Source organism: Parerythrobacter lutipelagi (assembly GCF_005434975.1).
GTDB lineage: Bacteria > Pseudomonadota > Alphaproteobacteria > Sphingomonadales > Sphingomonadaceae > Parerythrobacter_A > Parerythrobacter_A lutipelagi.
In genome coordinates, this window is record NZ_SKCJ01000001.1 from 54,433 (window position 1) to 66,426 (window position 11,994).

Sequence of the window (11,994 nt, forward strand, 5' to 3'; positions counted from 1 at the left end):
AGACGCGCGACTGTGCAATCCATAGATGCGCAGCCTATGCGCGTTCCCTTCATCAAGATGCACGGTCTCGGCAATGATTTCGTCGTGCTCGACGCGCGTGAAACTGCGCTCCCTGCAATGACTGCCGGCAAGGCAAAGGCGCTGGCTGATCGACACACCGGAATCGGCTGCGACCAGTTGATATTGCTGGAGCCGGTGAGCGATCAATCAGACGCCGATTTCCGCATGCGAATCTTCAATCACGATGGCGGCGAAGTCGAAGCGTGCGGCAATGCTGCCCGCGCCGTTGCACTGTATCATGGCAAGCCCGCCAAACTCGCGACAGCAGGCGGCATCATCGCTCTGAGCCCGGCCGATGGTGGTGCGCGCGTGGATATGGGTCAGCCGCGCTTCGAATGGGACGCAATCCCGCTCGAATACGCCATGGATACCAGCCGGATACCGGTCGGGTGGGAGCAGCTTCAAGCGCCTGACGCGGTCAATGTCGGCAATCCGCATGTCATCTTTTTCGTGGACGATGCCGGTGCAGTCGAATTGGAGCGACTTGGACCGCTGATTGAGCTGGATCCGCTCTTTCCGGAGCGCGTCAACGTGAATGTCGCAAAAGTAACGGACAGAGCGATCGATTTGCGGGTTTGGGAACGTGGCGCGGGTTTGACTCAGGCTTGCGGCACCGGGGCCTGCGCGACAGCTGTGGCTGCTATCCGCCGCAAACTGGTTGCTTCACCGGTGGAAGTGCGCTTGCCCGGGGGGGCGCTGACCATCGAGTGGCAGCCCGGCGGATCAATCACCATGACCGGGCCGGCACAGGAAAGCTTCCGTGGTTCGTTCGAATGGGACGATTTTGGATGAACGCGCCGACCAGCAATCCGCAAGTCATCTCGCTCGGCTGCCGGCTTAACATCTCCGAAAGCGAACGCATCCGCGACATGCTGGCGGGCGAAGAAGGCGTTGTGGTGGTGAACAGCTGCGCAGTCACCAGCGAAGCTGTCCGACAGACGCGCCAGGCGATCCGCCGCGCGCGCCGCGCCAACCCCGATGCGCGCTTGCTGGTAACCGGCTGTGCCGCCGATATCGAACGCGAGCAACTAGCCGCCATGCCGGAAGTTGACGGGCTGGTTGCCAACACCGCCAAGCTCGATCCGCGCGCGTGGAACGTGCCGGAAAGCGCCCCGCCCCGACCGGCCTCGCGCACCCGAGCATTCGTGACAGTGCAGAACGGCTGCGACCACAGCTGCACCTTCTGCGTCATCCCGCAGGGTCGCGGCCCCAGCCGATCATTGAGCCTCGCTGAAGTCCTTCGCGAGGTGGAGCGGCATATTGATCAGGGCGCACCGGAAATTGTGCTGACCGGGGTCGATGTAACCAGCTGGGGCCATGACCTGCCGGACTGCCCCGCCCTCGGCACGATGGTGCAGGCGGTGCTGAAGGCATTTCCGGAACTGCCGCGCCTGCGCATGTCCTCGCTCGACGGGATCGAGATCGACCCGCTGCTTGAAGAGCTTTTTGCGGCTGAACAGCGCCTGATGCCGCATTTGCATCTCTCGCTGCAACATGGTCACGATCTGATCCTCAAGCGCATGAAGCGCCGCCACAGCCGCGCCGATGCGGTCGCGCTGGTCGAGCGGCTTAAGGCCCGCAGGCCCGACATTGCGATCGGGGCGGACCTTATTGCCGGTTTCCCGACTGAAGACGCGGCGATGCATGCAGCCAATCGCTCGATCATCGCTGAACTCGGCATCGTCCACGGCCATATTTTTCCCTATTCTCCGCGCCCGGGCACCCCGGCCGCGCGCATGCCGCAAGTCGACCGCCCAGTTGTTAAGCAGCGCGCCGCCGAGCTGCGCGCCGATGTGGCGGCAGTTCGATCAAGCTGGCTCGACGAACTGCGCGGCCAATCGATGGACGTCCTCGCCGAACGCGACGGCACCGGCTATGCCCCGAACTTCGCCCGCACCGCCTTGCCCGTAGGCACCCCGGCGGGCAGCATCGTCACCATCACGCCGCAGACTGTCGAGGAAGGCCTCCTGAAATGAGCGAGAACAGCTGGAAGGACCGCCTGTTTGGCGGCTTCCGCAAGACTTCCGAGCGGCTGTCCGAAAACCTGACCGGGGTGGTCGGAACGGCTAAGCTCGATGACAGCACGCTCGATACGGTCGAGGATGCTTTGATCATGTCCGACCTCGGACCGTCCGCCGCCGCGCGCATCCGGGCAAAATTGACGGAAAAACGCTTCGGGCTGAACATCACCGAGCGCGAACTGAAAGAAGCGGTGGCGGAAGAAATCGCCGAAATTCTGCGGCCGGTCGCCAAGCCGCTCGAGGTTACTGCCTTCCCGCGCCCACAAGTCATTCTGGTGATCGGAGTCAACGGCAGCGGCAAGACAACGACGATCGCCAAGCTGGCGCACTGGTTGCAGGAAGACGACTACGGGGTGATGCTGGCTGCGGGCGATACGTTCCGCGCCGCAGCGATCGGGCAACTCGCCACCTGGGCCGAACGGATCGATGTCCCCCTTATTCGCGGTCCCGAAGGCGGCGATCCGGCGAGCATCGTGTACGATGCGGTCAAAGCAGCGACCGATCAGGGGATCGACGCGCTGGTGGTCGACACCGCTGGCCGCCTGCAGAACAAGCGCGAACTGATGGACGAGCTGGCGAAGATCCGCAAAGTCCTCGGCCGGCTCAATCCCGAAGCGCCGCACGATGTGGTGCTGGTGCTCGATGCGACCAACGGCCAGAACGCTCTTGCGCAAATCGATGTGTTCAAGGAAGTCGCCGGGGTCACCGGGCTGATCATGACCAAGCTGGACGGCACTGCGCGCGGCGGGATACTGGTCGCGGCGGCGGAGCAATACGGGCTACCGATCCACGCCATCGGAGTGGGCGAAAAGATAGACGACTTGCGGCCGTTCGATCCGGATCTGGTGGCACGCGTTATTGCAGGGGTTGCCTAGGGTCATCTGACCTCGTCATTGCGAGGAGCCGACAGGCGACGCGGCAATCCATGGTGCCGTGCCCGCCGAACCTTCAGTTCCATGGATTGCCGCGCGGCTACGCCGCTCGCAATGACGAGAATGTGAGAATGAGCGAGACAAACGAGATGCATAAGAAGCAGAGCTCCGGCTGGCTCAACGTTGTAGTCGACTACGGCCCTCTGCTCGTATTCCTCGGAACCTACAAATATTTCTCGCCCGAGGAATCGGAACCGATCGCTGAGATTGCGGCGGTAATTCGGGGAACATTTGCCTTTATCATCGCAGCAATCATCGCGCTGGTCGTCTCGAAATGGCGGCTTGGCAAAGTCTCGCCCATGCTGTGGTTCTCTACCGCCCTCATCGTAGGCTTCGGCAGCCTGACAATCTTCCTGGGCGATCCGGTATTCGTACAGCTCAAGCCGACAATCATCTACCTGATGTTCGGCTTCGTCCTGCTCGGTGCCTATTACTGGAAGGGAAAGCCGCTATTGCGAATCCTGCTCGAAGCGGCATTCGAAGGGTTGACCGACGAAGGCTGGGCCAAGCTGTCGCGCAATTGGGGCTTTTTCTTTCTGCTCCTCGCCGCGCTGAACGAAGCGCTGCGGATGAACCTCAGCTTCGAATCCTGGCTATGGGCCAAGCTGTGGGTGTTTATGCCGCTGTCCTTCCTCTTCACCTTCACTCAGATCCCGATGCTGCTGAAGCACGGGCTGGCGGTCGAGGAGAAGGACGATGTTCTGAAGGAAGAGCCGCCGACTGGCAGCTAAGTCAGATCCGCACCTGGCTGCCCAGTTCCACCACGCGGTTGGTCGGCAGGCGGAAGAATTCCATCGCGGTCGCGCTGTTGCGCAGCATCCAGGCGAAGATCTTCTCGCGCCAGATCGGCATACCGGGCTTGTCGCTCGGCAGAAGCGTCTGGCGGCTGAGGAAGAAACTGGTCTGCATCATGTCGAAATCGCCGCCGCATTGCTGCATAGTCTTCAGACCCAGCGGCACATCGGTTTCCTGCATGAAGCCGTAGTGCAGAATCGCGCGATAGAACCCGTCCCCAAGGTCATGAAATTCGCAGCGCTCGGCCTCGTCCACATAGGGCACATCTCCGATTTGCACGGTCAGAATGACCACCCGCTCGTGCAACACCTTGTTGTGCTTGATATTGTGTAGCAGCGCGGATGGCACGCCGCCGGTGCTCGAGGCCATGAAGATCGCGGTACCGGGAACGCGCGTCGCGCTGTTCTTGGCCGATTTGGCGAACACCTCTATCGGCAGCGCCACTTCGGTCATCCGCTCTCGCATCAATTTGCGTCCGCGAGCCCAGGTGGTGAGCAAGGTGAAGATCACCGCCCCAACGACCAGAGGGAACCAGCCGCCTGCCGGGACCTTCATCAGGTTGGCCGCGAAGTAAGCACCGTCAACGATCAGGAACAGGATCACGACCGGTGCAGCATACCACCATTTCCATTTCCACACGCCGACCAGCAGGACCGCCATCAGGAGCGTGTCGATGGTCACCGCTCCGGTCACAGCGATGCCGTATGCGCTGGCAAGGTTGGACGAGTTCTGGAAGGTCAGGACGAGGATGATCACCGCCACCATCAGCGCCCAGTTGACGATCGGGATATAGATCTGACCGCCCTCGGTTTCGCTGGTGTGGCGGATCGAAAGGCGCGGGATATAGCCCATCTGGATCGCCTGGTGCGTGATCGAGAATGCGCCTGAGATCACCGCTTGGCTGGCGATAAAGGTTGCGAAGGTGGCAAGGATGACCAGCGGCAGGCGCCACTGCTCCTGCGCAAGGAAGAAGAACGGGCTCTTGATTGCCTCTGCCGCTTCAGCGGCGGGCAGGCTCACGATCATCGCCCCTTGGCCAAAGTAGTTGAGCAGCAGGCACGGCATGACAAAGCCGAACCAGCTCAGTTTCATTGGCCCGCGGCCGAAATGGCCCATGTCGGAATAGAGCGCTTCCGAACCGGTCACCGCCAGCACGACCGAGCCGAGGGCGAGGAAAGCGAACCATTTGTCGATGATGAAGAACTGGATCGCGTACCAGGGGTTCAGCGCCCAGAGGATCTCCGGGTGCTGGAATATCTGGAACGCGCCCAGCGTCGCAATCACCGTAAAATAGACAATCATCACCGGGGCAAACAATGCGCCGACTTTGGCCGTGCCGCGTTTTTGCAGCACGAACAGCAAAACCAGCAAAGCCAGCGCGATAGGGATAACGAACCGGTCGAGACGGTGGTCGACCACGGTCAGGCCCTCTACCGAAGATAGCACTGAGATTGCCGGAGTTATCATGCTATCGCCATAAAATAGCGACGTCGCAAACACACCCAACAGGATAGCAACCCACGTGTAGCGCGGATTGGTCAGCTTGCTTGAAATAAGCGCGACCAATGCGAGTGAACCACCCTGCCCCTTGTTGTCTGCGCGCATCAGGATGGTGACATACTGGATGGCGACGACCAGCGTCATCGACCAGAAGATCAGGCTGACGACCCCCAGAACATGGTTGTAATCGATCGGCAGCGGGTTCGGACCGATAAACGTCTCGCGGAAGGCATAGAGCGGGCTGGTGCCGATATCACCGAAAACGACGCCGATCGCACCGACTGCCAGCGCGGCTTTGGACGACCCGTGACCATGCCCGGTTGATTCTGTCTGGGAAGACGCGTCGCTCATATGGCCCCGCTAACCCCGTTCTGTTGTCCCAACGCAGCCAATTGTGCAGCGTGAGTGGTGTCATTCGAAAGGTGGCGGCGCGTAGCACCATCGCTTTTGCACCGCAACAACGGGTTTGCCGCCGTCACATTCCGCCCTGCGCGATGAGATTGTCCAACCGCTCAAGCTGTGCGGCGAGATTATCTCGCCATGGCGCGTCTTCCGGCGCGTTCTCCACCAAATCGGCCCAGATTGCGCGGGTCTGCATCGGCTGCCCGGCCTGCAGCAACCCGACGCCATAGAAATACGTCGCGGCCGGATTGCCCGGCTCTGCCAGTTCTGCACGGCTGTATGCGAACAGCGCGGCCGGCGTCAGATTGCCGTCGGCGTGTTCGAGCAAGGCATTGCCCAAAGCGACCCATGCTTCGGCATCCTGCGGATTTTCCACCACAGCACCGCGCAGTAGCGCAGCCGCATCGACGAATTCACCGCGCCTCGCATAGCCATCGGACATCACGATGTACTGGGCCGGTAGCTGGTCCACCCCAAAAAATTCGCGCCGCGCTTCGATAAAGGCGAAATTGCTTTCGTTGATCTCGGCGACCTGCGATTTGGGTGATGCCGCCATTTGGGGGGAGCCTTGCAGGGCATAGCCCGCCAGCCCGAACATTAGCGCAGCGCCGAACAATGCCCAACCCGCACGCGGCAGCCGCAGGAGGAACGCCGCCACCAGAAAGACGATCAGGGCCAGCGCGAGAATTGGAATCCAGGTCATGCAGCGTCCCCTTCCTTGCGCCCGATCCGCCGCCACAGCAGAATGCCTGCGACGAGAATCAGCAGGAACGGAATGGCGAACAGCGGCCACGTCGTCTCGCTAACGGTCGGGGCGTAGCTGACGTAATCGCCATAGCGGGCGACCAGCCACGCACGGATCGCCTCGGGCTCCTCACCAGCTGCAATGCGGGTGCGAACCTGGTGGCGCATGTCACCAGCCATCGGCGCGTCACTGTCGGCAATCGACTGGCTCTGGCACTTGAGACAGCGCAAGGTTTCCATAAGCGCCTGTGCTTCGGCTTCGGCAGCGGGGTTTTCGAGCTGCTGATACGCGTAAGGCGCGGGAGGCAGGCGGTACTGCGCCAAGGCGGGCACGGCCATCCCGGCGGCGAGCAGCGTGGCGAGCAACGTGGCAAGCAACAGGCGGATCATTGCCCGGCCTCCTGCAGCTTTTCCAGCAGGAGCGGCACATCGCCCGCGCGGACGTCACCGATATGCTGGTAAGTGATCTTGCCCGTGCCATCGATCACGAAGGTTTCCGGCACACCGGAAGAGCCGATGGCGAGCTGCACTTCAGACAGATCATCCGCCCCGATGCGCGAATAGGGATTGCCGTAATTCGCCAGAAAGCGTGCCACATCCTCAGGCCGGTCACGAATGGCAACGCCGACGATCTCCGCCCCGCTCGCCTTCAGCCGCTCGAGGTGCGGTGCCTCCGAAATGCACGGAATGCACCAGCTGGCCCAGATATTGAGCAGTTTCGGCTTGCCATCGGTGAAATCGGCGGTCGCCGCGCCAGGCAGCGAGGCATAGGCTGGCCGCAGGTCGAACTGCGGCAGGCTTTCGCCGATCATCGTGCTGCGGACGAATTCATCCTTGGGCTGAGTGAGCTGATAGGCGGCAAGACCGCAGAAAAGCGCGAACAGCCCGAGCGGGATCCACAGCCACAGCCGCTTCATGCCACAGCCTCCGCGTCGGCGGATTCTTCATCGACAAAATCTTCGCCCCGGCGGCGCTTGAGATCGGTCTTCACCCGCCCGATCAGCGCCAGCAGGCCGCCAAGGGCGACCAGCATTCCGCCATGCCAGATGAATGTCACGAACGGCTTCCACCAGAGGCGCAGCTGCCAGCGACCCTGGCTGGCTTCGTTGCCGACGACGGCATAAAGCTGCCCGTTCCACCGGGTCGCCAGTTCGCTTTCCGTGGTTTCCTGGACCGGTGCCCAGAAATTGCGCGCCTGCGGGCTCATTTCTGTCGGTTCACCGCCATCATAGGATGCCTGGAGCCGCCCTTCGATAGCCGTCCAGTTGGGCCCCGCAACCGGCGTCACGCTTTCCAGCTTGACCGTCCACGGACCGACCTGAGTGCTGTCGCCCACATTGACTGCGGCCAGTTTCTCTTCCGAAAACGCGCTTTCGCTCGCCATGCCGAACAGCGCGACGGCGATGCCGAAATGCGCGATTACCATACCCCATGTCGCAAGCGGCACGCGCAACAAATTGCGGCCGCGCAAGGGAAGGACGCTCGCAATCGCCAGCCCAACCGCGACTGCAAGACCGAGATCGGCCAGTAGCGAATAGGCCCCTAGGATCACGACCAGCGCCAGCGTCGCAAGCATGATGACCGCAATGATCACCATCGGCAGCTTGATCCGCGCAAGGCTGTCCTGCCGCCAGCGCAGCAATGGACCGACCGCCATCACCAGCAGCATCGGAATGGTAAAGATCGCACCAACCGGATTGAAATAGGGCGGACCGACAGAGACCCGGACATCAAACGCCTCCGTCAGCAGCGGGTAGAGCGTGCCCAGCAACACTATGCCGAGGATCGCGCTCAACATCACATTGTTGAACACCAGCGCGCCTTCGCGACTGCTGAATGAGAAGCGCGCGCCCTCTGAAATGCTGCCGGCGCGCAAACCGAACACCGCCAGCGCACCGCCGATATAGATTGCGAGCAGGAAGAGGATGAATGTCCCGCGTTCCGGATCGACGGCGAAAGCATGGACACTGGTCAGAATGCCCGAGCGCACAAGGAAGGTGCCGAGCATCGACATGGAAAATGCCACCACCCCGAGCATGATCGTCCAGGTACGCAAGGCATCACGCGCCGCCAGAACGCTCACCGAATGGAGCAAGGCAGTCGCCGCGAGCCACGGCATCAGCGAAGCGTTCTCGACCGGGTCCCAGAACCACCAGCCACCCCAGCCCAGCTCGTAATAGGCCCAGTAGCTGCCGGCGGTGATACCCAGTGTCAGGAATATCCACGCGCCGAGTATCCATGGCCGCATCGCACGCGCGAAATCGGGCGTGACTTGCCGGGTGAGCAAAGCCCCCACGGCAAAACTGAACGCCACCGACAAGCCGACATAGCCAAAATAGAGGGTCGGAGGATGAAACGCCAAGCCAATGTCTTGCAACAGCGGGTTGAGCCCCTGCCCCTCGACAGCGGGCATCGGAAGCCGCTCGAACGGGTTCGAACTGAACAGGATAAAGGCATAAAAACCAATGGCCACGAAGGCCTGCGCCGCCAGTGTCGCACGCATCGTTACTTCCGGAATACGCCGTTCGATCAGCGCGATCAGGCCGCCCGCCAGCGCCATCACCGTGACCCACAGCAGCATCGAGCCTTCGTGGTTGCCCCAGGAACCCGCCAGCTTGAAAATCCACGGCTTGGCCGAATGCGAATTGGTCGCGACCAGCTTGACCGACAGGTCGGTTATGAGGAACAACCACACCAGCATGCCGAACGACACTGCGGCAAGCGCGCCTTGCGCAATCGCCGTCGGCCGGACCAGAGCGCCGAGCTCGTCGTGCCCCCGGACAGCGAACACGCCGCTCATCAGCTGCAGCACGGACAGTGCCGCTGCGAGCCATAGGGCAGCAAGGCCGACTTCAGCGATCATTGCGCCGCTTCCGCTTCCGCTTCGGCGACAACTTTGGCCCTTTGATGTTCGGTCATTTCTTCAAGCTCTCGCGGGACGTAATTCTCGTCATGCTTGGCGAGCAAATTGTCAGCGACAAACACCCCGTCCGGCCCGAGACGTCCCTCTGCCACCACGCCTGAGTCCTCGACGAACAGGTCCGGGAGTATGCCTGTGAACCGGACAGGCACTGTGTTATCGCCGTCCCCCACGACGAACGCGACTGTCACCCCGTCAGCCAGCGTTTGAAGCGATCCGGCCTGAACCATGCCGCCCAGTCGCACGGCCTGACCGACCGCGGGCGGTTCTTCGACCATCTGAGTGGGGACATAGAAATAGCTTGCCTGATTGCGCAGCGCATAGGCTGCGAGCAGACCCGCTGCGATCAGCGCTATGACCGCGATAACGATCAGCACAAGCCGTTGGTGTTTTGCCTTCATCGCAGGAATCTATTTCCGTTTCGCTTCGTCGCGCCGCTTTTCAGCACGGCGCATGTCGAACCACACCCAGACCACAAGCGCAATGATTGCGATCAGCCCGACAGCATAGGCCGCAATCACAAAGTCCCATTGATCCAGATTCTCACGCAATTTCATTCCCCAATGCCTTGCGCCGCAATCGGGCATCGGCCTGGATATCGGCCAGCAGCGCACGCATCCGCGCCAACACTATGCCGCCGAACAACAGCGAAAAACCCACCACGGCGATCAGGAGCGGCCACAGGAACACCGGATCGATCGCGCTCTTGCCCATGGTTATGCTGGGCGGCTGGTGGAGCGAATTCCACCACACGACCGAGCGGTTGATGATCGGAATATTGATCGCCCCGACCAGGCCGAAAATCGCCGGGATGCGGCTCGACCCGCCTTCGCGCGCAACTGCCTGAGCGAGCGCCATGTAGCCGAAATAGAGGAACAGCAGCACCAGCATCGATGTGAGTCTGCCATCCCACACCCACCAGGTGCCCCATGTCGGTCGCCCCCAGATAGAACCGGTGGCGAGGCAGACGGCGGTAAAGACTGCGCCAGGCAGCGCCGCAGCGCGCGCAGCCAAGCTTGCCAGCGGATGCTTCCAGACGAGGAAAACCAGGCTCGAGATTGCGATGGCTGTCCACCCGCCCATGCCGAGCCATGCCGCCGGGACGTGAATGAACAGGATGCGCACCGTGTCGCCCATCAGCCGGTCAGGCGGTACGTTGAGCACGCCCCATGCAAGGCCGATCGCTGACAGCACAATACCGCTCACCAGCAAGAGCGGTGTCAGCCATTTGGCGAGCGCTAGGAAGCGTTTCGGATTAGCGAAGCCGTGCATCAGTTGAACATCCCGTCCCGCCAGCTTTGGCAGGGCCGGTTCGTGCTCGCAAGAGCCAAGGTCGCGCCTCTCAGCGTCCGATCAGCTTTTGCGCCATGCGGTCGGCAACGACATCGGGAGAAACTCCGCTACGGTCGCTCTCCTGCCAGATTTCGTCGAGCCGGCCGGGTATCTGGGCAAGGCGCTTGCGGACTTCGTTGATGTCGCACGGTTCACCGTGCCGTTTGCACAGATATTCCATCGCCACGCTGATGATACCGCCGGCGTTGATGACGTAGTCCGGCGCGTAAAGTATCCCGCGCGCGGCCAGTTTCTCGCCATGGCCGGCCCGCGCGAGCTGGTTGTTCGCCCCGCCCGCAACAATTGGCGCGTCGAGACGGCCGATGCCTTCATCGTCGAGGATAGCGCCCAGCGCGTTGGGGCTGAATACATCGCAGGCGACGCTCATCACCGCGTCGGGCGCAACCGATTTGCCGCCCAATTCGTCAGCCAGCGCCGCGGCCCGGTCTTCATGTATGTCGGACAGAGTTAGCTTCGCGCCATCCTTGGCGAGCAGGCGCGCAACCCCGCCGCCAACGCTGCCGGTTCCCTGAATGGCAACATGCACGCCCTTCACACTATCCTTGCCAAGCTTGTGGCGCACGGCTGCCTTGATCCCGTGGAAAATCCCCATCGCAGTGAACGGCCCCGGATCGCCGCCCGCGGCATCCTTGCCTTCGACCGGGAGGCCGGAGACAAAACCGGTCCGCTCAGAGACAGCAACCATATCGGCTTCGCTGATGCCCACATCTTCTGCGGTCACATATTGGCCGCCAAGACGTTCGACCGCGTCACCGAATGCAGCCAGCATCTCCGGTGTCTTGGTCCGGTCTTTGTCGGCAAGGATGACTGCCTTCCCTCCGCCCATCGGCAAACCGGCCATCGCGTTCTTGTAGCTCATGCCCCGGCTCAGACGCAGCGCATCGCGCATCGCGTCTTTCGGTTCAGCATAATGCCAGAAGCGGGTGCCGCCCGCCCCCGGGCCGAGATGGCTCGAATGGACAGCGATTATCGCGGACAAGCCCGATTTACGGTCGTGCACAAGCTGCACCAGCTCGTGATCGTCGTAATCCGCTTCGGTCCAGAATGCCGTCATATCGGGTGCCCCGCTGTTCGCGTATTGCATTCGGCAAAAAGGGGGAAATGGGGCGATCGAGGGGTCTTGAACCCCCGACCTCCGGTACCACAAACCGGCGCTCTAACCAACTGAGCTACGATCGCCACATACCCTCAAACCTGCCGAAGCAAGTCTGCCGTGAAGCGGGGCTGTTACGCCCATGCGCGCCCCCGTCAAGAGGGGCTGATAACG

General features: G+C 61.8%; 13 protein-coding genes and 1 tRNA gene. 4 read left to right on the forward strand and 10 right to left on the reverse strand.

The window, feature by feature from the left end; all coding sequences use genetic code 11:
* The first annotated feature begins 36 nt into the window (after window positions 1-36).
* The 4 genes from dapF (at window position 37) to E0502_RS00285 (ending at window position 3,744) form a co-directional block, all read left to right on the forward strand.
* Window positions 37-852: a diaminopimelate epimerase gene (gene dapF, locus E0502_RS00270; protein WP_137676006.1), complete on the forward strand. Its 816-nt coding sequence runs from the start codon at window positions 37-39 to the stop codon at window positions 850-852.
* A complete protein-coding gene (locus tag E0502_RS00275) occupies window positions 849-2,036 on the forward strand; it encodes a MiaB/RimO family radical SAM methylthiotransferase (protein WP_137676007.1) in 1,188 nt (395 codons plus the stop codon). Before dapF ends, E0502_RS00275 begins: the two co-directional genes overlap by 4 nt.
* Complete coding sequence (ftsY, locus tag E0502_RS00280) at window positions 2,033-2,956, forward strand: signal recognition particle-docking protein FtsY (protein WP_137676008.1); 924 nt, start codon at window positions 2,033-2,035, stop codon at window positions 2,954-2,956. The genes E0502_RS00275 and ftsY overlap by 4 nt, the downstream gene beginning before the upstream one ends.
* Window positions 2,957-3,084: 128 nt before the next feature.
* The gene (locus tag E0502_RS00285) at window positions 3,085-3,744 is read left to right on the forward strand and encodes an inner membrane-spanning protein YciB (protein WP_137676009.1); all 660 of its coding nucleotides are present in this window, start codon (window positions 3,085-3,087) and stop codon (window positions 3,742-3,744) included.
* A 1-nt stretch (window position 3,745) separates the two neighbouring features.
* On the opposite strand, the gene E0502_RS00290 is transcribed toward E0502_RS00285, so the two are convergent.
* The 10 genes from E0502_RS00290 to E0502_RS00335 all read right to left on the reverse strand — a co-directional run bounded on the left by E0502_RS00290 (window position 3,746) and on the right by E0502_RS00335 (window position 11,906).
* Window positions 3,746-5,659 carry a potassium transporter Kup gene (locus tag E0502_RS00290; RefSeq protein WP_137676010.1) on the reverse strand — a complete coding sequence of 638 codons (1,914 nt, stop codon included), beginning with the start codon at window positions 5,657-5,659 and terminating at the stop codon, window positions 3,746-3,748.
* Between the two features lie 124 nt (window positions 5,660-5,783).
* Window positions 5,784-6,413, reverse strand: a complete 630-nt coding sequence (locus E0502_RS00295; RefSeq protein ID WP_137676011.1) for a tetratricopeptide repeat protein — start codon at window positions 6,411-6,413, stop codon at window positions 5,784-5,786.
* Window positions 6,410-6,844 carry a cytochrome c-type biogenesis protein gene (locus E0502_RS00300; RefSeq protein ID WP_137676012.1) on the reverse strand — a complete coding sequence of 145 codons (435 nt, stop codon included), beginning with the start codon at window positions 6,842-6,844 and terminating at the stop codon, window positions 6,410-6,412. The genes E0502_RS00295 and E0502_RS00300 overlap by 4 nt, the downstream gene beginning before the upstream one ends.
* Window positions 6,841-7,371, reverse strand: coding sequence for a redoxin family protein (locus tag E0502_RS00305; RefSeq protein WP_137676013.1), 531 nt, complete (start codon window positions 7,369-7,371; stop codon window positions 6,841-6,843). Before E0502_RS00305 ends, E0502_RS00300 begins: the two co-directional genes overlap by 4 nt.
* Window positions 7,368-9,317, reverse strand: coding sequence for a heme lyase CcmF/NrfE family subunit (locus E0502_RS00310; RefSeq protein WP_137676014.1), 1,950 nt, complete (start codon window positions 9,315-9,317; stop codon window positions 7,368-7,370). Before E0502_RS00310 ends, E0502_RS00305 begins: the two co-directional genes overlap by 4 nt.
* On the reverse strand, window positions 9,314-9,775 hold the full coding sequence (ccmE, locus tag E0502_RS00315) for a cytochrome c maturation protein CcmE (RefSeq protein WP_137676015.1): 462 nt from the start codon (window positions 9,773-9,775) through the stop codon (window positions 9,314-9,316). The genes E0502_RS00310 and ccmE overlap by 4 nt, the downstream gene beginning before the upstream one ends.
* A 9-nt stretch (window positions 9,776-9,784) precedes the next feature.
* Window positions 9,785-9,931: a heme exporter protein CcmD gene (locus E0502_RS00320; protein ID WP_338047299.1), complete on the reverse strand. Its 147-nt coding sequence runs from the start codon at window positions 9,929-9,931 to the stop codon at window positions 9,785-9,787.
* Window positions 9,918-10,646 carry a heme ABC transporter permease CcmC gene (gene ccmC / locus E0502_RS00325; protein ID WP_137676016.1) on the reverse strand — a complete coding sequence of 243 codons (729 nt, stop codon included), beginning with the start codon at window positions 10,644-10,646 and terminating at the stop codon, window positions 9,918-9,920. The genes E0502_RS00320 and ccmC overlap by 14 nt, the downstream gene beginning before the upstream one ends.
* Before the next feature lie 70 nt (window positions 10,647-10,716).
* Window positions 10,717-11,781: a Leu/Phe/Val dehydrogenase gene (locus tag E0502_RS00330; protein ID WP_137676017.1), complete on the reverse strand. Its 1,065-nt coding sequence runs from the start codon at window positions 11,779-11,781 to the stop codon at window positions 10,717-10,719.
* Window positions 11,782-11,829: 48 nt separating this feature from the next.
* Window positions 11,830-11,906: transfer RNA gene (locus tag E0502_RS00335), tRNA-His, on the reverse strand.
* Window positions 11,907-11,994: the final 88 nt, after the last annotated feature.

Excerpts from the sequence above, each read along its gene's own strand:
- ccmC (WP_137676016.1), bottom strand. The coding sequence starts at position 10,646 with ATGCACGGCTTCGCTAATCCGAAACGCTTCCTAGCGCTCGCCAAATGG.
- E0502_RS00285 (WP_137676009.1), top strand. The coding sequence starts at position 3,085 with ATGAGCGAGACAAACGAGATGCATAAGAAGCAGAGCTCCGGCTGGCTC.
- ccmE (WP_137676015.1), bottom strand. The coding sequence starts at position 9,775 with ATGAAGGCAAAACACCAACGGCTTGTGCTGATCGTTATCGCGGTCATA.
- E0502_RS00275 (WP_137676007.1), top strand. The coding sequence starts at position 849 with ATGAACGCGCCGACCAGCAATCCGCAAGTCATCTCGCTCGGCTGCCGG.
- E0502_RS00320 (WP_338047299.1), bottom strand. The coding sequence starts at position 9,931 with ATGAAATTGCGTGAGAATCTGGATCAATGGGACTTTGTGATTGCGGCC.
- E0502_RS00290 (WP_137676010.1), bottom strand. The coding sequence starts at position 5,659 with ATGAGCGACGCGTCTTCCCAGACAGAATCAACCGGGCATGGTCACGGG.
- E0502_RS00295 (WP_137676011.1), bottom strand. The coding sequence starts at position 6,413 with ATGACCTGGATTCCAATTCTCGCGCTGGCCCTGATCGTCTTTCTGGTG.
- ftsY (WP_137676008.1), top strand. The coding sequence starts at position 2,033 with ATGAGCGAGAACAGCTGGAAGGACCGCCTGTTTGGCGGCTTCCGCAAG.
- E0502_RS00300 (WP_137676012.1), bottom strand. The coding sequence starts at position 6,844 with ATGATCCGCCTGTTGCTTGCCACGTTGCTCGCCACGCTGCTCGCCGCC.
- E0502_RS00310 (WP_137676014.1), bottom strand. The coding sequence starts at position 9,317 with ATGATCGCTGAAGTCGGCCTTGCTGCCCTATGGCTCGCAGCGGCACTG.
- E0502_RS00305 (WP_137676013.1), bottom strand. The coding sequence starts at position 7,371 with ATGAAGCGGCTGTGGCTGTGGATCCCGCTCGGGCTGTTCGCGCTTTTC.
- dapF (WP_137676006.1), top strand. The coding sequence starts at position 37 with ATGCGCGTTCCCTTCATCAAGATGCACGGTCTCGGCAATGATTTCGTC.
- E0502_RS00330 (WP_137676017.1), bottom strand. The coding sequence starts at position 11,781 with ATGACGGCATTCTGGACCGAAGCGGATTACGACGATCACGAGCTGGTG.